The organism is Methylobacterium gnaphalii (genome assembly GCF_007992215.1).
Classification (GTDB): Bacteria; Pseudomonadota; Alphaproteobacteria; order Rhizobiales; family Beijerinckiaceae; genus Methylobacterium; species Methylobacterium gnaphalii.
Genome location: NZ_BJZV01000034.1, coordinates 18664 through 37114, shown reverse-complemented (window position 1 = coordinate 37114; position 18451 = coordinate 18664). Strand labels below are relative to the sequence as shown.

Annotated in this window: 30 protein-coding genes; 14 read left to right on the top strand and 16 right to left on the bottom strand. The window is 65.3% G+C overall.

Translation table 11 applies throughout. The features are described 5' to 3' along the window. From MGN01_RS20440 to MGN01_RS20380, 13 genes are all read right to left on the bottom strand, one after another. A partial coding sequence (locus tag MGN01_RS20440) for a site-specific integrase (RefSeq protein WP_147048677.1) occupies positions 1 to 1165 on the bottom strand: 1165 nt, incomplete at its 3' end. Between the two features lie 55 nt (positions 1166 to 1220). Beyond that, positions 1221 to 1532 (bottom strand): hypothetical protein, encoded by a 312-nt coding sequence (locus tag MGN01_RS20435; RefSeq protein WP_147048676.1) that lies wholly within the window; start codon positions 1530 to 1532, stop codon positions 1221 to 1223. Continuing rightward, a complete protein-coding gene (locus MGN01_RS20430; protein ID WP_147048680.1) occupies positions 1529 to 2638 on the bottom strand; it encodes a DUF5131 family protein in 1110 nt (369 codons plus the stop codon). Before MGN01_RS20430 ends, MGN01_RS20435 begins: the two co-directional genes overlap by 4 nt. 2 nt (positions 2639 to 2640) lie before the next feature. Beyond that, entirely contained in the window at positions 2641 to 2865 is a 225-nt protein-coding gene (locus MGN01_RS20425; RefSeq protein WP_147048675.1) for a hypothetical protein, read from the bottom strand. Further along, a complete protein-coding gene (locus MGN01_RS20420) occupies positions 2858 to 3091 on the bottom strand; it encodes a hypothetical protein (protein ID WP_147048674.1) in 234 nt (77 codons plus the stop codon). Before MGN01_RS20420 ends, MGN01_RS20425 begins: the two co-directional genes overlap by 8 nt. Beyond that, the gene (locus MGN01_RS20415) at positions 3088 to 3585 is read right to left on the bottom strand and encodes a hypothetical protein (protein ID WP_147048673.1); all 498 of its coding nucleotides are present in this window, start codon (positions 3583 to 3585) and stop codon (positions 3088 to 3090) included. Before MGN01_RS20415 ends, MGN01_RS20420 begins: the two co-directional genes overlap by 4 nt. An 11-nt stretch (positions 3586 to 3596) precedes the next feature. After that, entirely contained in the window at positions 3597 to 4004 is a 408-nt protein-coding gene (locus MGN01_RS20410) for an SPFH domain-containing protein (RefSeq protein WP_238257869.1), read from the bottom strand. A gap of 11 nt (positions 4005 to 4015) precedes the next feature. Continuing rightward, complete coding sequence (locus tag MGN01_RS20405; protein ID WP_238257871.1) at positions 4016 to 4384, bottom strand: transcriptional regulator; 369 nt, start codon at positions 4382 to 4384, stop codon at positions 4016 to 4018. Positions 4385 to 4434: 50 nt separating this feature from the next. Next, a complete protein-coding gene (locus MGN01_RS20400; protein WP_147048672.1) occupies positions 4435 to 4752 on the bottom strand; it encodes a hypothetical protein in 318 nt (105 codons plus the stop codon). 34 nt (positions 4753 to 4786) lie between these two features. Further along, positions 4787 to 5086: a hypothetical protein gene (locus tag MGN01_RS20395; RefSeq protein ID WP_147048671.1), complete on the bottom strand. Its 300-nt coding sequence runs from the start codon at positions 5084 to 5086 to the stop codon at positions 4787 to 4789. Position 5087: 1 nt separating this feature from the next. Next, the gene (locus tag MGN01_RS20390; RefSeq protein WP_147048670.1) at positions 5088 to 5504 is read right to left on the bottom strand and encodes a hypothetical protein; all 417 of its coding nucleotides are present in this window, start codon (positions 5502 to 5504) and stop codon (positions 5088 to 5090) included. A gap of 1 nt (position 5505) precedes the next feature. Next, positions 5506 to 5832, bottom strand: a complete 327-nt coding sequence (locus MGN01_RS20385; protein WP_147048669.1) for a DUF6197 family protein — start codon at positions 5830 to 5832, stop codon at positions 5506 to 5508. Between the two features lies 1 nt (position 5833). Beyond that, the gene (locus MGN01_RS20380; RefSeq protein WP_147048668.1) at positions 5834 to 6049 is read right to left on the bottom strand and encodes a hypothetical protein; all 216 of its coding nucleotides are present in this window, start codon (positions 6047 to 6049) and stop codon (positions 5834 to 5836) included. 213 nt (positions 6050 to 6262) lie between these two features. Here MGN01_RS20380 and MGN01_RS20375 point away from each other — a divergent pair, with 213 nt between their 5' ends. Further along, the gene (locus MGN01_RS20375) at positions 6263 to 6511 is read left to right on the top strand and encodes a hypothetical protein (protein ID WP_147048667.1); all 249 of its coding nucleotides are present in this window, start codon (positions 6263 to 6265) and stop codon (positions 6509 to 6511) included. Here MGN01_RS20375 and MGN01_RS20370 read toward each other — a convergent pair. Beyond that, complete coding sequence (locus MGN01_RS20370) at positions 6508 to 7116, bottom strand: XRE family transcriptional regulator (protein WP_147048666.1); 609 nt, start codon at positions 7114 to 7116, stop codon at positions 6508 to 6510. The genes MGN01_RS20375 and MGN01_RS20370 overlap by 4 nt on opposite strands. A gap of 76 nt (positions 7117 to 7192) precedes the next feature. Here MGN01_RS20370 and MGN01_RS20365 point away from each other — a divergent pair, with 76 nt between their 5' ends. Further along, entirely contained in the window at positions 7193 to 7429 is a 237-nt protein-coding gene (locus MGN01_RS20365) for a hypothetical protein (protein WP_147048665.1), read from the top strand. After that, a complete protein-coding gene (locus MGN01_RS23755; RefSeq protein WP_170246086.1) occupies positions 7426 to 7563 on the top strand; it encodes a hypothetical protein in 138 nt (45 codons plus the stop codon). Before MGN01_RS20365 ends, MGN01_RS23755 begins: the two co-directional genes overlap by 4 nt. Before the next feature lie 35 nt (positions 7564 to 7598). On the opposite strand, the gene MGN01_RS20360 is transcribed toward MGN01_RS23755, so the two are convergent. After that, positions 7599 to 7844 carry a hypothetical protein gene (locus MGN01_RS20360; protein ID WP_147048664.1) on the bottom strand — a complete coding sequence of 82 codons (246 nt, stop codon included), beginning with the start codon at positions 7842 to 7844 and terminating at the stop codon, positions 7599 to 7601. Positions 7845 to 7929: 85 nt separating this feature from the next. Here MGN01_RS20360 and MGN01_RS20355 point away from each other — a divergent pair, with 85 nt between their 5' ends. The 5 genes from MGN01_RS20355 (at position 7930) to MGN01_RS20335 (ending at position 11115) form a co-directional block, all read left to right on the top strand. Beyond that, on the top strand, positions 7930 to 8616 hold the full coding sequence (locus MGN01_RS20355; RefSeq protein WP_147048663.1) for a hypothetical protein: 687 nt from the start codon (positions 7930 to 7932) through the stop codon (positions 8614 to 8616). Continuing rightward, complete coding sequence (locus MGN01_RS20350) at positions 8613 to 8963, top strand: DUF4326 domain-containing protein (RefSeq protein ID WP_147048662.1); 351 nt, start codon at positions 8613 to 8615, stop codon at positions 8961 to 8963. Before MGN01_RS20355 ends, MGN01_RS20350 begins: the two co-directional genes overlap by 4 nt. Continuing rightward, complete coding sequence (locus tag MGN01_RS20345) at positions 8960 to 9472, top strand: TSCPD domain-containing protein (protein ID WP_147048661.1); 513 nt, start codon at positions 8960 to 8962, stop codon at positions 9470 to 9472. The genes MGN01_RS20350 and MGN01_RS20345 overlap by 4 nt, the downstream gene beginning before the upstream one ends. Positions 9473 to 9556: 84 nt before the next feature. After that, entirely contained in the window at positions 9557 to 9907 is a 351-nt protein-coding gene (locus MGN01_RS20340; RefSeq protein ID WP_147048660.1) for a DUF4031 domain-containing protein, read from the top strand. Beyond that, entirely contained in the window at positions 9907 to 11115 is a 1209-nt protein-coding gene (locus tag MGN01_RS20335) for a DUF7146 domain-containing protein (RefSeq protein ID WP_147048659.1), read from the top strand. The genes MGN01_RS20340 and MGN01_RS20335 overlap by 1 nt, the downstream gene beginning before the upstream one ends. A gap of 29 nt (positions 11116 to 11144) precedes the next feature. On the opposite strand, the gene MGN01_RS20330 is transcribed toward MGN01_RS20335, so the two are convergent. Next, entirely contained in the window at positions 11145 to 11915 is a 771-nt protein-coding gene (locus tag MGN01_RS20330; RefSeq protein ID WP_147048658.1) for a hypothetical protein, read from the bottom strand. A gap of 68 nt (positions 11916 to 11983) precedes the next feature. On the opposite strand from MGN01_RS20330, the gene MGN01_RS20325 reads away from it, so the two are divergent. The 6 genes from MGN01_RS20325 (at position 11984) to MGN01_RS20300 (ending at position 18451) form a co-directional block, all read left to right on the top strand. After that, positions 11984 to 12655 carry a hypothetical protein gene (locus MGN01_RS20325; protein WP_147048657.1) on the top strand — a complete coding sequence of 224 codons (672 nt, stop codon included), beginning with the start codon at positions 11984 to 11986 and terminating at the stop codon, positions 12653 to 12655. Next, positions 12655 to 14427 (top strand): DNA primase family protein, encoded by a 1773-nt coding sequence (locus tag MGN01_RS20320; RefSeq protein WP_147048656.1) that lies wholly within the window; start codon positions 12655 to 12657, stop codon positions 14425 to 14427. Before MGN01_RS20325 ends, MGN01_RS20320 begins: the two co-directional genes overlap by 1 nt. A 452-nt stretch (positions 14428 to 14879) precedes the next feature. Beyond that, positions 14880 to 15557 (top strand): transcription termination/antitermination protein NusG, encoded by a 678-nt coding sequence (gene nusG / locus MGN01_RS20315; RefSeq protein ID WP_170246084.1) that lies wholly within the window; start codon positions 14880 to 14882, stop codon positions 15555 to 15557. Between the two features lie 103 nt (positions 15558 to 15660). Continuing rightward, a complete protein-coding gene (locus MGN01_RS24520; RefSeq protein ID WP_147048654.1) occupies positions 15661 to 16020 on the top strand; it encodes an HNH endonuclease in 360 nt (119 codons plus the stop codon). 113 nt (positions 16021 to 16133) lie between these two features. Then, on the top strand, positions 16134 to 16748 hold the full coding sequence (locus tag MGN01_RS20305) for a phage terminase small subunit P27 family (RefSeq protein ID WP_147048653.1): 615 nt from the start codon (positions 16134 to 16136) through the stop codon (positions 16746 to 16748). Further along, positions 16745 to 18451: a terminase large subunit gene (locus tag MGN01_RS20300; protein ID WP_147048652.1), complete on the top strand. Its 1707-nt coding sequence runs from the start codon at positions 16745 to 16747 to the stop codon at positions 18449 to 18451. Before MGN01_RS20305 ends, MGN01_RS20300 begins: the two co-directional genes overlap by 4 nt.

The window sequence follows — 18451 nt, the reverse complement described above, 5'->3', positions numbered from 1 at the left end:
TTATTTTCCCTTTGTTTTCAGCGTCCGGTTCAACTTTCGGCTCGGGATTTGCCGGCGCAACCGTGAGCGAAGTTGAAACTGGCTTCGCGCCGAGAATCGCCGTCGCGCGTAGGGCCGAGCGGCCCCGGCGGCGGGCTTCGTCGGCGCGCGCGACGGTGGCAGGGTCGACCGGCTGATAGATCATCTGCAGGTCGCGGGCCGAGGCAATCGAGTTGGCCATCTTCGCGCCGAGCGCGCCGGCATCGACCTGGCCGGCATTCGCCTCGACCGCACCGGAGCGGCGCATGTCCATCAGCGTGCGGCGGTCGCCGGCAAAGACCTTCTGACGATTGCGCGCGAAGGCCTTGGCCAGGGTCTGATCACCGAAGGCTGTGCCGTTCTGCGCGCGGAACAGCGGCGTGCCGGGCAGGCGTTTGATCTTGCCCTTGCCCTCCGTAACCTCACCGCTGGTGAGCAGGCGATAGGTCTCGATCAAGCGGGCCGTGCGCGGTGAGATCGTGCCGAGGGCGGCGCGGCCGGTCTTGCCCCGCGCCGTCCAGAAGCCGAGTTTGTCGAGCTGCGTCTCACTCAGCTTCCGCACGTCGCCGGGAGAGAGCTGGCTGTCCCATGCCACGGCAATGATGCAGGCAAGGCCCTGCCCCCCATCGCGCCAGGCGCGTTTGACCAGGCGCACCACTTCGCCTTCGCGCCAATACGCGCTCCGCTTCGGCTGCGCCTGGCGCGTGACCTTCAGCGACGGATCCTCATGGCCGTTGGTGTAGCTTCGGCCGTTGCGTCGCATGCCTGCTGCGACCAGCCAGAGTGCACGCCAGATCTTCATGGCGCGCCAAGCGCGATCCACCGTCGTGCGCTCCAGCAGCTCCGAATACCAATTGTCGATGACTTCGTAGCTGACCGTCGTCAGATCGATGTCGCCAAAGGTCTCTTTTATATCGAGCCACGCGCGCTCCCACTCCATGCGGGTTTTGAGAGCGCGGCCATTCCATGTGTGTGTCTGACGGTATCGATCGAATGCCTCGGCGAGAGAGCCGGGCATCACGACTTCCTGGAGCGTCTTACCATTACGGTGAGCGTCCCACCGTCGATTCCATGTCGCGGCGATGGCGTGAGCGTCGTTACCGTCCGGTCCGCAGGGGACGCTTTTGGGAAAGCCTGCGGCCTGCATCGTCGGCGTGCTGAGCCAGTAGCCCCGGCCCTTGCGAACAACGTAATAGCGGATCTTAACCCAGCCCACGTCGACGTGCCTCGATCCTTGCCATGGCCACGGAGGCGTCACGCGCGACCGGGCCATCCGAAAGACCGAATAGATTCCGATTTCTCAGCTTCCGCCACTGATCAATCGCGTCCAGATCGTAGTTTCCCGTGTCGGGATCGGGGCGCGGGAAGCCGCGCCGGTACAGGCGATCGGCCATCCTGGCGAAATCGCCCTCGGTCAGGCCAAGCCGCCGCGCCGCCGCGTGGGCTGGCACGTCGCGGGGTTCAACGTGAAAGCGGATGCCCTTGCGGGCTGGCGGCGGCGCGACGTTCGTCATCCGCGCACCTGCGGCATGCCGTTGTGCTCGACGCCGTCGAGGAGACGGCCGGCCCGAGATTTGCCGAACCGAGCGATGATTTCAGCGTGAGCATCTTCAGGATCGCCACAGACGGCGTCCCTCCCGGTCATATGCCGACCCGATGACCCTATGACGGAGCACACGGCTGTGCCCGGAGGGTGCAACTCGCAAGGGCCATACTCGCCCCATTGCTTGAAAAGGAATGCCACGTTCTGCTCCGCGCACTGATCGCGCAACGAACGGGCCCACCTGGGATGCATCGGCCGAGCGGACTGGCCGCTCTCGCCGCCTACGATGATCCAGTCGAGACCGCGCCAGCCGATGCTGGCCGCGCCCTTGAGGGCGTCGACCGTGAAACGGGCCTTCGTGATGTGCGGCATGTCCACAAACTCGGCCGCACTCGTGCCGAGAAGAATGCGCGAGAAGTCGATCGGCCCGAGCAGGGGCTCGGCGCTCACGAACCGCACGGCGGCCGGCGTCTCAAGCAGATCCGGCACGCGCTGGTCTGCGCGCTTCTGATCCTCGGTCGAGACGCCAAGCCAGACGTTCGGCAGCGGGAGTTGCTTCACCTTGCCAAGCAGCGGTGAGCACGATCCCGCGATATCTCGCATCGCGGCCGCAACCTGATCTCGGCGGCTCCACTGGGTGACCCACAGCTTATGCAGCGGCAGATCGTCCGGAGGCATTTCGCATCCGGCCATGTACCGTCGCATCCGTGCCGACCGCTTCGTGAGAACCTGGAAGGTGTGCTGCGGTGCCAGCGCCATGACGGCGAATACTCGATCAATCCACGCGTCCGGCACGTTCTCGTGGAAGAGATCGCCGTGGGCGCACACGAAGATCATGCGCGGACGCTTCCACTGGAGCGGCTGGGTCAGCCACTCTTCGTTGAAGCGCACCGTACCGTTCCAGACCGGGCCGGCCTTGCTCGGCGCGGTGAGCCCGGCGCGGGACGGATGGTGCTGCAACCGCGTGCCGGCGAGGCCCATCGCGTAGCAACTGGTGCAGCCCGGCGAGACGACAGAACAGCCGGTGATGGGGTTCCAGGTCGCGTCCGTCCATTCGATGGTGCTGTGTTCGGCCATCGTCAGCACTCCAGGAGCCAGTGCCGGCGAGCGGCGTCGACGTTGCAGGGGCAGGGGTTGGGCTCGCCGTCGCGGAACGGCTCTTTGGCGATGGCCCAGCCGAGTTCAGTGCCGGACGGATGATCGCGACTCACGGCGGCGGCGACGGCGGGACCGTCCATCTCGGCTGGGGCGCAGGCCGAGCACATGAGCAGGCCTCGGGCGTAGACCTGGACGATCTCAGCCACGGTATGCCTCCGCTATCCGCGCTTGCTCTTCGAGATCGCGGGCAAGCTCTCGCGCTTCGAAAGGCGTGAGGGCAGCCCATGCATCCGTTGCGAGCACTCCGACCGGGCGCATCACGCCAAGCTCAAGCCCGACTTCATTTCTACGGGCGCGAACCTCGATGGCCGCTCCCTGGTCCAGGTCGATACCGGTACGATCGCGGTAGCTCTTAGCGTCCCACTTCGTCATGACCGCGCCTCCGCAGCTTCGGCCACGACGAAGCGCGGCGGTCCGCCGAGGGCGGTGAAGCGGAGGCGGACGCTGTCGAGCCAGACGGCGACCTTCACGTTGATCATGGCTTCGCTGCCCTCGATCTCGCGCAACTGGGCAACGAACTCTGCCGGATTGTCGCTGACTGTGTCGGTGTCGCCCGGAATCCAGATCGACGCGCCTGCGGGCAGCGGCGGATCGAAAAGGTAGTCTTCGCCGCAGATCGTCAGCTCCGAGGTGCCGTGATCGTTGCAGGGCGAGAATTCCACCACCTCGCCCTCGGCTACGGCGAAGGCCGGAAACCAGTCCTCATGTTCCTCGGGTCGGCAGCCGCAGCGATGCGCTCCGTCGTCGAGGCGAAACAGCCAGCCGTCGGGCGTCTCACGGCCGGCCGGCATGATCTCGTCGAGGTAGGCGTCGGGCCACCATTTGCGGTTGGCCACGGGCTGAATGTTGGTGCCGGGTTGAAACATGGCGGCCTCCGTTACTTAGCTGTCGAGCTGGGGCGCTTGCCGGCTTCCAGGATTGGCATCCCGGCTTCGGTCGGCAGGTAGATGACCGAGCGTTCGCCGTGGCCGGAGGTCTCCTGCAGCATTTCGATGTAGCGCCAGCGCAAGTAGCCCTCGGCGCCGCCCAGGCTGTCGGCGATGATCTTGTTGGCGTTGGCGACGCCCTGCGCGCGGATGACTTCGGCGTCAGCTTTCAGCCCAGCGCTGTCCTTCTCGGCCTGGGCCTCCAACACGCGTGTGCGCCGGGTGCTCTCGGCCTTAGCGAGCTGCGCCTCGCCTTCCATGCGCTGGCTGTAGACGTTGTAACTCGGGCAACCGGCTAGTCCCCCAGCGATCGCGGCGAGCACGAACATGGTGGCGATCACGCTTAAGATTGCGGGCACGGTGGCCTCCCTCAGCTCTGACGAACGGGTTGCCGCTGCAGCACCTTGGCTTTCAGGTACGGGCGGCGGTCGATGATCTCGGAGGCGTGGCGCCAGCTGCGGCGGCCGGCGCGCTGGTCGGCGTCCTCGCGGCGGTAGATCGTCGCGAGGCGGCTCACGAGGGTGAAGACGTTCAGGACCGTCGCGGTCTTGCGGTCGTGCCGCAGGCTCATGAACAGGTCGTAGATCTCGGCCCCGCGCTTGGTGCGGCGGTTGTTGAAGGCCATGCGGCAGCGGTCGCCGCAGAACTCGGCATCGGTCTTGGTGCTGGCGAAGGTCTCGCCGCATTCCAGGCACTCACGCGGGTGACCAAGTGCGGCTGCAGCGCGGTGGCCGGGCATGGGCTGCGATGCGTTTAAACGGATGGGTGCGGGGCACTCACAGAGCATGATCAGGCCTGCCGCTGGGCCTGGGGTGCCTGACGGCGCTCCAGGCGCTTGCGGACGAGCTTGGCGGCCTTGACCAGCTTGTGCCCCTCGCGCCGGCCGGGCGGGCACAGGTCGATTGCGCCTCGGTTCGAGATCTGTTCGCGGGCCGGATCGCGGTAGGCGATGATCTCAGCCTCGGAGAAGCCGGCGGCGGACAGGTCGCCGAACGTGCATGCGCCATTGGCAGCCTCGCGGTCGATCATGGTGCGCACCATCAGGGCGATGCGGCGCGGGCGATCGGGAGCGCTTTGCGCGGCGCGAATCTTCGAGGGGGCGGCCATCGGGCGTTCCTTGGTGCGAGAGGGTTGGGGCAGTTCAGGCGAGATCGAGGACGGGCTCGGCCAGGGCGCGGGCCACGGCGAGGGCGCAGCGCAGCCGGACGATTTCGCGCCGGCTGTAGGCGGCGAGGTGCCGGGGCTGGCGCGGGAGATCGGCAGCGAGGGCGCGTAAGCACTCCGCGGCCAGGTCGTTGCGTCCCTTGGCGAGGCAATCCCGAGTGGTGAAGACGGCCAGCCAGACGGTCTTCGTCGCGTCCTGCTGGCGCGCCCAGTCCGAGCAGGCGGTTTCGAGAACGTCGCGGATCAGGCGCTCGTCGGCGAGGGAGATCGCGGCCATGTCAGGCGGCCTCCGTCGCCTCGTCATCTCGCGCCGCGAGCATGACGAGGCGCACCTCGACACCGTGGCGTGAGCGAGGGTGACCGAAGCGCTCAGTTGTGCGCTTGGCGATCTCGGTGAGGGGTACGCCCTCAGTCCGAAGACGGCTGATGAAGGCGTCTTCTGCGGGACAGTAGCCCTTGCGTCCGGCGCTGTTCGGCCGATCGATGGGCATGGCAGTTTGCCGGCGCGACGGCTCGATGAGGCCGTTGCGATACATGAACCATCGTACTGTTGCGGGGTGCTTGAGCAGCTTGCGAGCGATGCGTCCGCATTTCATGCCGGCTTCCGCAAGCGTGAAGATCTGGTCGTGATCGGCAGCCGACAATCCACCTGGCTTCACGGCATAGGAAAGTTTGGGAGAGTGAGAAGCGCCCATATCAAGCGGCCTCCACCAACTCGATCGCGCGATCGAACATGCGCAGGACGTCCGCGTGCTTGAGCTGATCGTTCACCTCGGAGGCGTGCCGATCGAACAGCTCGCGGGCGGCATCGCCGAGGCATGCCAGGGGCCACGTGATCGACATGCAGTCGATCCGCTCGATGGCCCCGAAGGCGCTCCAGCGGACCGCCTTCCAGTGGTAGCCTTGCACCCAGTTGCCCCGGTCATCCAGGGCCTGGCTGCCCCGGCACCATTTCTCCGGGCTGCTGATCAGCGCGCGCGCCTCGCGCAGGACGGTGATCGGTGGTGTGAGGGGAGCGCCCATGTCAGCACGCCTCCTGCAGAGCGCGCGCGGCGCGGGCAAAGATCGCGGCCTTCGCGCCCTCGACGTCGAGCTGCAGGCAATCGACGATCTCTTTGTTCGAGAGCGACGCGAGGGTGTGCTCGACGGTGCGGCCGGTCCACCCGAACTTGCGGGCAAGGTGGCTGACCAGGGCGGCCCGGACCTGTCCGGGCATCATTGGCTGAAGTTCAGGGGACACGGCGGGCTCCACCGCAGTTGCGATGTTGCATACTACGCATCGTGCGTAATCGAAGTCAACGCAATTTGCGTAGAAGCGGATTCCCCTCTGAAACGGTCCTCGTTGTCCACAGCCGAGACGCGAAACTGGGGATAGCCGTCTTTTGTTCTTGTTGTGTTCTCACTGAACGACGAGCCTGTGCCCGTTCAACGCCGAGTCTCAGGAGGCGCAAACGTGGCGGTCATCTCGTACTATGCTGTGCAGCCGTTCATAAAAACCAAGACAGGACGGGTCTCGGCCGGACAAATCCAGCAATGCCAGAGTGCCGATCAGGCGAAAGTTTATGCGGAACGGATTGTAAGAGATAAGAAAGCTATCGGTGCATTAGCTTATACGCGTATAGGCAATGACTTCGACAATCTATTCGATGATCCTGTTTTCATTGCTCGCGTTGGAGACGTGCCCGAACACGACAACTATTAGCGCGGCTTGATCCACGTCACTTTGGCGGAATAAGCCACTTCCTCATCGCGAAGCGGGGAAAGGCCGCCCGTCGAAATGAGATCGAAGGTGCCGGGATCGCGGCCCCTAAAGACCTTCTTGATGTAAACGCGATCATCGGAGAGCCAGACCACGCACAGCTCGCCAATCCACTCGTCCGGCACGCCGTCGACACGCTCATCGTAATAGACGAGCCACTGATCCTCGGCGATGCCGGGCATGGAATCGCCGGTCACGCGCGCGGCCACTGTCTTCTTAGAGGCTCCTGGCGGCCGGGGAGCGCGGTCGAAAGTTCCTTCCGGCTCTCCTGAGAACACAACCTGCGCGCCCGCTCCGACGTATCCCACGATTGGGACCGTATCGTCTTCTGGCGGAAGGCCTTTTTCATCGCCTTCGAGTATCCATTCCCAGCTTGATCGAAATGCCTCGGCATATTGCTTTGCCAGTTTTCGGCTTGGGGTGCGGTCTCCGTTCTCGTGCCCGAGATACGTCGGCACGACCCAGCCGAAAGCGCGAGCTGCGTCGGTAGCGGTATCGAACTTTGCGCGCTTGCGAAGGTAGCGAAGGCGTTCTGCTGGCGTATCCATTCCAGCAACTACGCACATTGGGTTACGCAATGTGCGTTGACAGGTGCTACGCATTAGGCGTAGCGTCGCGCTCGCCATGGAAACCGTCCGCGACATCATCCTTGCCCTGGGCGGCCCGACGAAGTTCGGGCGCATCTGCGGTTTCGAGAAAAACCCCGGCGCGCGGGGCAGCGATATGCTGCAGCGTGGGTCCATTCCGCTGAGCTATTGGCCGCTCATCGTTGAAGCCTCGCGAGATCTCGCGGAGCCCATCACGAACGACATTCTCGTTCGGGTCCATCTGCCGGCTCGCTCAGAGGCGCTGGCATCATGAGCCCGCGCATCATTCTCATCAGCGGTCTCATCGCCTGCGGTCTCTGCCTCGGCGCGGCTGTCGCTGTAGGCCATGCGCATCAGCAGCTGCTGCAGGGCCGGCTCTTCCCGCAGATCGGGAGCGCCGCACGATGATCGTTCAGCATGCCCGCGCGGTGGCGCGCCGCCGTTCACTGTGGCCGTTGCGGTTGCTCGCCCGGTTGGGCGCGCAGGTAGGCGCCGCGTCTGTCCAGCAGTTCGTGCGCCAGCCTGTCGGCATCGGCCGCGTCCAGGTTGAGGATGGCGACGGCGCGCCGTGGGTGGCCGTCCTCACCAAGTACGACGATCCGGCACACGCCGTTGGGAGCCAGCTGGAGCTGGAAGCCGACGCAGTCGGGTGTTTCCTCCGGGATGGTGAAGTCGGCTTCGCTGCGCATGGCGTGGCTCCTGATGGTGGCCGTCTGCGATGGGCGCGGCCGGTGGTGAGTGAGAGCCCGCTGCCCCGGTTCGATCGCTACGTCTGTGTCGATTTCGATGGGGCTGGCCGTGTTTGATCGTCTCTCTCTGCCGAGCATGCCCGAACTCCCGTCGCTGGGCGAGGCCGCCACGGCGGTGCGCCATGCCGTAGGGCAGCGAGCGCAGGCCGTGACTGGCCTGTGTTCCTCGGTCTCAGCAAAAGCCGCCGACGCGTTGCAGCGCGTCGAACGGCCTTCGCTGAGTTTGCCCGAGTTCTCTTTCCCCGTGCCGCACTGGTTAGTGGCCCGGTTTGCTTCACCTTCGGCTGACGTCCCAAGTCTACCGGCCGCCACGTCTCCCGCTGCGACCATCGAAGGATGGGAGAATACAGTGGGTAATTCTGCTCTAACCTGGGATCACTTCTGCCCTAACGCGGGTCAGAACTGGTCTGACAAGATCGATTGCGACGGGCTCGTGCGGTTTCTACGTGCGCAGCACCCGGACAAGACGCCTGCGGCGGTCTCGGCACTGACGAAGCTACCGATCGACACGGTGAAGAATTGGATGGTCGGCCGGGCTGCGCCGAACGGCCGGGCCATGCTGGTGCTGGCCTGCGTCTACGGCCCGGAAATCATGGTGGCGATGCTGCGCGACCCGCCTGGCTGGCTCGATGCCGCCGCGCGGGCCGCCGAGCAGGCCCGGCTGGAAACGCAGCTCGCCGAGCTGCAGGCGAAGATCGGAAGGGCCGCATGAGAAAGCCAGTCCGACTTCGGTTGTCACGCATCAAGGGATTCCGACTGCAGGAGCTCAGCCGCGCTGTGAACGGGTTGCCGGCGGTCCGCGTGGCTCGTCCGGGCATGTGGGGCAACTATGCTGCCGTGCGTTGCGGAACACTGACCGGCGAACCCGCCGTCGCAGCGTTTCGGCGCTGGATCGAGGACGAGGCCAGCGACGCCTGGAAGGGCGTGGCCAAGGTCAACCTACGCGGTCGAAATCTCGCGTGCTTCTGCCGGCTCGACGCACCTTGTCACGCTGACGTGCTTCTGGAGATGGCGAACGCGCCAATCTGCGAAGCCATCGAACCGACGAGGGCCGCATGAACGGGCTTTCTCGTCTCACCCATGCGGCGGCCGGCACTGTTCTGCGTCGGCTGGCTGTCGCGCCTCTCACTTGCGGTGCGGCCTTGATCGGATGGGCTGACGCCGTCGATCCGCACGGGGCCGAGCGCCGGCAGCGCCTGGCGAACAAGCGCGAGGCCGAGACGGTGGACTTCACCTTCTCGCGCGAGGCGCACGGCTTCGGCCTGACCTACACGATGACGGTCGGCCGCTTCGCCGATGGCCGGATCGCCGAGGTTTTCCTCGACTGCCACAAGCTGGCGAGCCCGGCGACCGACGATGCGCTCGAAGTGGCGCACCTGATATCGCTCGCCCTGCAGCACGGCATGCCGGTGTCAGCCCTGGTGCACGCGGTGGCGCGGTTCGAGGACGGCCGGCCGTGCACGCTGATCGGCCGCGTCGCCGACCTTCTCGCCGAGTTCGAGGGCGCGGCGCGCCCTGCGGTCGGCTTCTACCCGTTCGTCCCAGAGCCGCATTCCGGCACCGGCTGAACGCGGCCCGCACAGGCGGACCATCACGATGACGACCAAACCGATTTCGCGGGCGCTCGCGCTCGTCCCGCGTGGAGTGTGCTGATGCCCTGCTATGTCGACGACGTCGAGCACAGCTTCGGTAACATGAAGATGTGCCACCTGTGGGCGGACACCGAGGCCGAGTTGCTGGCCATGGTCGACGCCATTGGTGTGCAGCGAAAGTGGATGCAGAGGCCGCCCAAGGCCTCATGGGTCCATTTCGACATTGCGAAATCGAAGAAGGCTCGCGCCATCCTGCTGGGTGCGATCTTGACCGATCGTTACGGCCCTCTGGAGCACGTCGCTCGCCTAGACATCGCGTCCGGTGAGCCGGCGCGCGTCATACGGGGACAGAAGCGCATCGGCGATATCGAGGCCGCGCGCCTGGTGCGACAGGGCGAGGCGCGGCCCTGATGGCTGAGCGCTCGCTAGACTTCGCAGACTGGATCGCCGAGGCGCGTGCCGTATCGCTCGGCAGCGTGCTCGAGCGACACCGCGTGCGGCTGAAGCGCAGCGGCACCGAGCTGGTCGGGCCGTGCCCCGTCTGCGGTGGCCGTGACCGCTTCGCCGTGAACCTGCGCAAGGGCGTGTTCGTGTGCCGGGGCTCGGGCGAGGGCGGCGATTCGATCGCGCTGACGCGCTACCTGGAGGCCTGCGACTTCAAGCTGGCCTGCCAGATCCTCACTGGCCGGCCGCCGCCTGGCCGCGAAAGCCTTGAGACTCCGGAGGCGCAGGCCGAGCGCCAGGCGCAGCTCGCCAAGCGGGCGGCGCGCGAGGCGAAGGCCACGGAAGAGAAGGCGCGGGACCGGGAGCGCTGGCGCGAGCGTGAGCGGCGCTGGTGTTGGGACGCGTGGCAGCGGGCTGTGCCGGTGCCGAACACACCGGCAGAGCAGTATCTGAGGCGGCGCGGGCTGCTGCTGGCCCCGAGCGCGCGGCTGCGCTGCCTGCTGCAGCATCCGCTTTACGCGAAACAGGGCGATGCCCAGCCCGTGCATGTCGGGCCGGCGCTGGTCGGCGCGATCGTTGGGCCGACCGGCAAGTTTTCAGGGCTGCACGCCACCTGGATCGACCTTGCGCAGCCGAAGGGCAAGGCGCTGATCGCCGACCCTGAGACGGGCGAGCTGGTGCCGGCGAAGAAGGTGCGCGGCTCGGCCGGCGGCGGGCATATCGCCCTGGTGCGCTGCGACGACCCGCTCGATGTCGTGGTCGGCGAGGGGATCGAGACCGTTCTCTCGGCTTGGCGGGCGCTCTCGGCGAAGGGCTGGCCGCATCTGGAACGGGCCGTGTTCTGGTCGGCCTACAGCCTCGACAATATCGGCGGGCGGGCGCTGCACAGCGTGCCGCATCCGACCCTAACCACGATCGACCGGCGCGGGCATGCGCGGCGGCGGATGGTCAAGGGACCGATGCCGGATCTCTCTGCGCCCGGCCTGGTGCTGCCGCCGACCGCACAGCGGCTTTGGCTGATTGGCGACGGCGATAGCGAGCGCTTCGCCACCGAGTGCGCCCTGGAGCGCGGCGCGCGCCGGGCGCGGGCGGCCAATCCGAACCTCGAAGCTCGGGCCGTCTGGGCTCCCGAGGGTGAAGATCTCAACGATGCACTGATGGAGGCGGCGGCATGAACAGCCAGCGTTTGTCTTACGGCACGGATTCAGACTGTCATCTGAGATTGGATGCTATCCAACTCGCTTTCGATGCGGATCTGCTCAGCTGTCAGCTTTGCATGCAGAACACTTGCATCATCAAAACATGGTCGAAACGCTCTATCGGCTTTCTTGGCAAATTTGCGCAACTCTTCAAGCAATTCTCTATCGTCGGGCCGGTGCAACGTGCCGCTAATGATTTTCAGGATGCGTCGTGCGTCGATAGCAAAACTTCCGAAGCGGTGAAGATTATCCCTGAGACTGCGGATAGTCGCCATGGTCGAACGGTCTCCCCATGGTTTTCCAAGCATTGCCGATGCGTTGTCGATTACTTCAAGAGCAATTTCGCACGCACTTGCCGCACTACCTGCAACTCCGGATATATTAACAAAGCCGGCGAAATTTTCGGACTTCTGCAATTCAGCAACAACTGCGCTGGCGCTTGCAACAAGCCTATTCATATTGTCATTGAATTCAGTGATATTACTGTGGCGCTCGCGCAAATCCTCAAGTCTGCGCTGCTGCGATTGCTTGATCATTTCTCGCAGCTGCCCGCGAGCTGGAGCGAGAGCGATCAATGCCGTTGCAAACGCTGCAACGGCCGCGAGCAAGGCCTGATACCTGTTGAACCAAAACTCAAAACACGTCGTCGTGGGAGCTTTGGTTATAGCATCCTTTGCAATGCCTATGCTGCAAAGGCCGGCATCAGCAGTCGCCCAAGTCCACGCGATCAGCAGCGCAAACATGGCGACGACAAAAAGAGACGTGCGCGTATCCATGGCGGAATAGATGGTCTGAGCGTGGCCGCAACCTCAAGGGTTGTCCGCGCACAATCCACGGTGGCCGCATGATTCCGGCTGGCCATACCGCCGTCATGGCGAGCCGGCGCGAGCCGCCGGACTCGCTCGACTACTTCCCAACGCCACCTTGGGCGACGCGTGCACTGATCCTCGACGTGCTGCCGGCGCTCGGCGACGCGTTGCCGGCGATCGCCAGCGCGGCCGACCCAGCCAGTGGCGAAGGCCACATGGTCGAGGTTTTGCGCGAGTTCTACCCGGACGTCCGCGCGAGCGACGTGTTCGACTATGGCCGGGGCTACGACGTCGCGGATTTCCTCGACGCGCGTAAGTCGTTCGCGCCGGTCGACCTGCTCGCCACCAACCCGCCGTTCAATGCGGCGCTTGCCTTCGTGCTGCGCGGTCTGACCGTCGCGAAGGTCGTTGCGATCCTCGTGCGCACGAGCTGGATCGAGGGCGAGCGGCGCTATTCCGAGCTGTTCCGCGAGCGCCCGCCAACCCTCTACGCGCAGTTCGTCGAGCGCGTGCCGATGGTGAAGGGGCGCTGGGACCCGGCCGCCTCCACCGCCACGGCCTATGCCTGGATTGTGTGGGTGCGCGATGCCGCGCCGCGCCCGCTCTTCCTGATCCCGCCCGGCCGCAAGCGCGCCCTGACGCGTCCCGACGACGTGCGCCGCTTCGCAGTTGCCGCTGAAACCCCGCTCTTCGCTGACGAGGTCTGATGTCCGACATTCACGACGATCCGCATGCCGACATCGCCCGCCGCTTCGGCGAGGCGCAGACGATCGGTGCCGACGACTTCGACCCGGAGGATGGCGGCGGCTGGGATGGCGGCCCGCCGCAACCGCCCGGTGATGACGGCGACGACGACGAGCCGTTCGGCGGCAAGCCGGACCCGGATGTGGTGAAGGCCTGCGCCGGCCTCGACCACTCGGACACCGACAACGGTATCCGCCTGGTGAAACATTTCGGGCGGGATCTCGCCGTGATGGCGCAGGACGAGGTGTCGGCCGGATCGTGGCTGGCCTGGGCCGGCACGCATTGGGATCTCGCCAACGGGCTCGCGATCTCGAAGCTCATCGCGCAGCAGCTCGGGCTGCGCATGTTGTTGGAGACGCACCACATCAACCCGACGCCGCGCGAGGCCATCGCGATCGAGGATGCCGCGCCGCTGCGCGGGAAGAAGCGGGCCGATCTGACCGACGACGAAAAGATGATCCTGTCGGCCGGCGACGCGGCCGAGAGCGCGCTGCAGAAGCGCCGGCAACGGCGGCGGGCCTTCGCGATCACCTCGAAGAACAAAGGCCGCATGGATGCGGCGCTGGACTGCGCTGCGCCGCGCCTGCGCCGCTCGCCGGACGCGTTCAACGCCGACCGCTACAAGATCGCCACCGCGACGCACACGCTGCGGTTCGAGCGTGAGGAAGACCCGGAATGCCCGGACCCGGATGTGACCCGCTATGTCGGTGTCTGCCGCGCCGTGCCGGGTCATCGTCGTGAGGACTGGATTACGTCCGTGGTCCCGCAACCCTACGATCCCGAGGCGCGTGCGCCCCGCTGGCGGGAGTTCCTGGCGAAGATGCTGCCAGACGAGGCTAAGCGGCGCAGCGTGCAGCTAATGACGGCACTCGGCCTGCTGAGCGTGCCGGTGCAGTACCTGATGTTTCACTACGGCCTCGGCGCGAACGGCAAGAGCGTGTTCCTCGAAACCGTCACGCGCGTGCTGGGGCCGAGCCTCGCCGTCGGCCTGCCGCGCGAATCCATCGTCGGCGGCTCGGAGCGCTCGTCGGGTGGTGCCTCGCCGGATATCGCCCGGCTTTACGGCAAGCGGTTCGTGCGCATCCTGGAGGTGGCCGGCAACGTCAGCCTGCAGGAGGACATGATCAAGCGCCTCACGGGTGGCGAGGCCATCCCAGTGCGATCGCTCTACAAGGGCTATTTCGAGTTCCAGAACTTCGCCACGGCGCACATGTCGGGCAACGATTTCCCGCGCGTGGACGGCCAGGACAATGGTATCTGGCGGCGTCTGCTCGTCGTGCACTGGGATCAGACGATCCCCGAGGAAGAGCGCGGCGATTTCGAGGACGTGGTCTCAGGCTTCGTGCGGGATGAGGGCGCGGGCATCCTGAATTGGATGATCGAGGGCGTGCTCGACTATCTTGTGAATGGCCTGGTGATCGCCGACTCGGTGCGCAACGATACGCGCGAGTATCGCGACGACATGGACCCGGTGGGCGAGTTCATCAAAGGTTGCCTGAAAGAGGAAAAGGACCACCGCGAACAGGCCCATGACCTCTATGAGGCCTACATCTCCTGGTCGCTCGCCAACGCCAAGCGTGCCGTGAGCCAGACCCGTTTCGGCAAGCGCATCCGCGCCAGCTTCGAGCGGGCCGAGATCTCGGGCCGGATCTACTACAAGGGATGCCACCTTCATGACGTGCCCGCTCGCCCTGAGCAGCCGGGCAAGCATGATGCCCCGTATCCCCGCAACTGATCCGACGGCTCTTCCGAGGGTCGCCGGCCAGTGAACGGCCTCTCGCGTCCGTGAGGCTGTAGTGGCGTTTCCCGTCACGGCCATGGGCTGTGTGCCGGGCTTTGTGTGTCGGGCCTTCTGTGATGGTCCGTTTAAACGGCTTGGGCCGATTTGGGGTGGCGACGGTAGCGACGGTTAGGCGACGGTTCGCTTTCAAGTATCGCCACAGTTTTGGTAAATCTCCGCAACCACTTAGAGGCCAGTGGCGACACTAGCGACACTTGCGCCGTGCGTATGTGATCAATCGGGGTTTCGGGGTCCGAACTAAAAACAAACAGATCTCTATGCGACTTAACTGTCGCTACCCTCTACAGAGGGTGTTAATATGCTGAAAGCATTCAGGAAAAGTTTGGCGATGGTTGGTTTTTGACTGTCGCTCAACCGTCGCCAGTGTCGCCGGGAGGGTTTTCGAGGTGGAAGCGCGGACGTTGCGGGCCGAGGACTTCTCGGCAGATCAGGTGCGGCAGTGGTGTGATGCGGGCGGTGGCCACGAGCGCTCGTCGGGATCTGATGATCAGCCTGTGACAGAGTGGGTGGTGGGCTACACCAACCCGAAACGCGAGAGGGACGTGGAGCGCGAGCTGCGTCGCCGGTCCTTCGCCGTGTACGTGCCGGCCATGACGGTGACGAAGAGGCGGAAAGACGTGGCTCGTCCTCTGCTGCCTCGCTACGCTTTCATCGGGCTGCGTGCTGGGCAGAGCTACATGGGTCTGGAGCACACGCCTGGCTTCGAGGGGCTGGTGCGGTTCGGGGCTGAGCCGGCTCGTGTGAGGCCGAGCCTCATCGCCGGCCTGAAGCAACAGCAGACCGATGGCGTGTTCGACTTCTCCGATGCCGCCATGGCTGAGGCCGCTGAGCGTGCCGAGGCCGAGGCGATGGCCGAACGGGTGCGTCAGCGTGAGAGCAAGCAGGCTGCGCTCGTGCCGCCCGTCCGCGTGCGGATGGTGTCGGGTCCGTGGCTTGGGTTCACAGGCACGCTCGTGGAGCATCTGCCGGGCTGGCGCGTATCGGTGTTGATGAGGTTCTGCGGCCGTGAGTTTCCTGCACCGATGGTGCTTGATGACGTGGAAGCGATCATGCTACGCAAGTGATCTGCACGGATCGTTGTTGCAAATTTGCAACCACGCTTCGTGCGTCAGCTTTGGTGGATGAGGCCCCGGCACCCTGTGTTCGGGGCTTTCGTTTGCCTACGGTATGCCGACCCGTCCGAAGACCTTCCGGCCTGCCAGCGGGCCGGGCTCGGACGCCTACCGCCGACAGCAGGCCGCCGAGTATGACCGACGGCGGCGTGAGACCGGCGAGGTGCATCGCCTCTACGGCACGCAGCGATGGAAGCGGATGCGGGCTCATCAGAAGATGATCGAACCGCTGTGCCGCATGTGCCTCGCAGATGGGATCACCTGTGCTGCCACTACGGCGGACCACGTGGTGCCTCACCGTGGTGATGTCGAAGCATTCTGGTCGAACGAGCTTCAGTCTCTTTGCAACGCTTGCCACAACAGCGTGAAGCAACGCGAAGAACAATCGACCCTGCATAGGGGTAGGGGGGTCTAAAAGTCTGGGCGTTTTCGTTCGCCACCGGCTGTTTAACTCCCCTCTCGTCGCGGCGAATTTCCGCCAGGATTTTTTTTAGGAAGGGCAGTCGACGTTCGCGCGGCTGAGCGAGCATGGCACGCGGACCCAAGCCGGTAAGCCCGGCCCTACAAGAGGCGAAAGGCAACCCGCGTCAGCGTGGTCGGCAGAGCTTGACCAAACAGCGGGTCGAAGAACTCGCCGCGCTCGACCCGATCGCGCCGCCGGCCTTCCTCGCGGCCCCGCGTCGAAAGGACAAGACGCTTAACGCCGCCCTCGCCATCTGGCGCGAGCTGGCCGGCGACCTGCGCAAGCGACACCTGCTCGACAAGCTCGGGCGACACCCGTTCGCGCGGTGGTGCGTCTACCAGGCCGAGTGGATCGAGGCGACGAAGACGATCGCGGCCGAGGGCATCACCCGCGTGGTCAAGACGGTGAGCGGTGATGAGATGCCCCGCCGGCATCCCGCCGCCGCGCACCGCGATCGTGTCGAGTTGCAGATGGCGAATCTCGAAGCGGCATTCGGTCTCACGCCGGCCGACCGGTACAAGGTTCTGCGCGATCAGAACGCGACCCCGCTCGGTGGTTTGTTCGGTCGGGATGAGGGCACGGAGCCCGCAGCCGATAAGCCGGCCGAGCCGAACGCCACTAGCCCGGTCAGCTTCATGGCGGAGCGCGCAGCGCTACCGCCAGGCACGCGGCCGAATTGAGCGAGGCTGCCCTCGCGGTCGCTCCACCGCCGGTCCCTGAGTGGGTTCGGAGTTGCGAGGGAGATCCCGCGCTCGCCTTCGTGATGCTGCACTGGCAGCGCGCCGCCGCGACACCCGGCGCATGGTTCGATGCGGATCTCGCCGAGGCCGTCGTGGCGATGTGGCCAACGTGGTTCCGGCACACCGAAGGCCGCTGGGCAGGCAAGCCATTCCACCTGACCGTCTGGCAGGCGGCGATAGTTCGGCTGCTCGTGGGGTGGAAGGGGCCGGAGGGGTTCCGGCTCTTCCGCCGGCTGTTCCTCTGGATCGCCCGTAAGAACGGCAAGAGCGAGTTCCTGGCGGCGCTCACCCTGTTGTTCTGGATCTGCGACGGCGAAAAGGGCGGCCAAGCCTATGCGATGGCGCGCAACGAGGCGCAGGCCAAGATTGTCTTCGAGAAGGCAAAGACGATGGTGCGCATGTCGCCAGCCTTTGCTGACCAGGTCCAGCCGTTCAAGAAATCGATGTTCCTGCCCGAGCTGTTCGCGCGGTTCGAGGTTCTATCGGGAAACGCGGAGGGTAAGCACGGCCTCTCAGCCTCAGTCACCTGCGGCGACGAGATGCACGAGTGGCCCGACGGCGTGCTCTACACGACGCTGCATCAGTCGATTGCCGCGCGCGATCAGCCGATCGAACTCTACGGATCGACGGCCGGCCTGAAGGGCAGCCGGAACTATGGCTGGACACTCTGGGAAGAGTGTCTGTCGATCCAGAGCGGCGCGCTCGACGATCCGGCAACGCTGGTCGCGATTTTCGCCGCTGCCCCGGAGGATGACTGGACCGATGAGGCGGTCTGGCGGAAGGCGAATCCCAACCTGGGGATCTCGCCGAAGCTCGATTACCTCAGGGCGGAATGCGCGAAGGCGAAGGACAGCCCCCGCCTGGAGAACGACTTCCGGCGCTACCACCTCAACCAATGGACTGAGCAGACCGTGCGTTGGCTGTCGCTCGTCCGCTGGGATGCCTGCGCGCCGGACAAGGAAGCGTGGAAACGGTTCCCGGACGAGCTGCGAGGGCGAAAGTGCTTCGGCGCGCTCGACCTCTCTTCCGTGAGCGACATCACGGCCTGGGTGCTGGTGTTCCCGCCAGACGAGCCGGGCGAGCGCTGGAAGGTGCTGGTGCGGGCTTGGTGCCCGGCTGAGTCGATCGAGCTGCGCTCGCGACGTGACCGAGTTCCCTACGATCTCTGGGCGCGTGAGCGAGCGCTGTTCAAGACGGACGGCGATGTCGTCGATTACGGCGTGATCGAGCGCCAGGTTATCGCCGACGCCGAGCTGTACGATCTCCAAGGCGTCGCCATCGATCGCTGGAATGCGACCGGTACGGCCATCCGTCTCAGCGAGGATGGTTGCAACGTCGTCATGTTCGGGCAGGGCTTTGCCTCGATGTCGGCCCCGTCGAAAGAGTTCGAGCGCTTGGTTACGGCCGGATTGCTCGACCACGGCGGTCACCCGGTCATGCGCTGGATGATCGGCCACATCGCGATCAAGACCGACGACGCCGGCAACATCAAACCGACCAAGGAACGGTCTGGTGAGAAAATCGACATCCCCGTTGCGGGGATCATGGGCGTGGGGCTCGCGATCGGTGACCAGGTCGAAGGCCCCTCCGTCTACGAAGACCACGGCATCCGGGAGATCGAATTGATGGACGTCGAGTTCTAG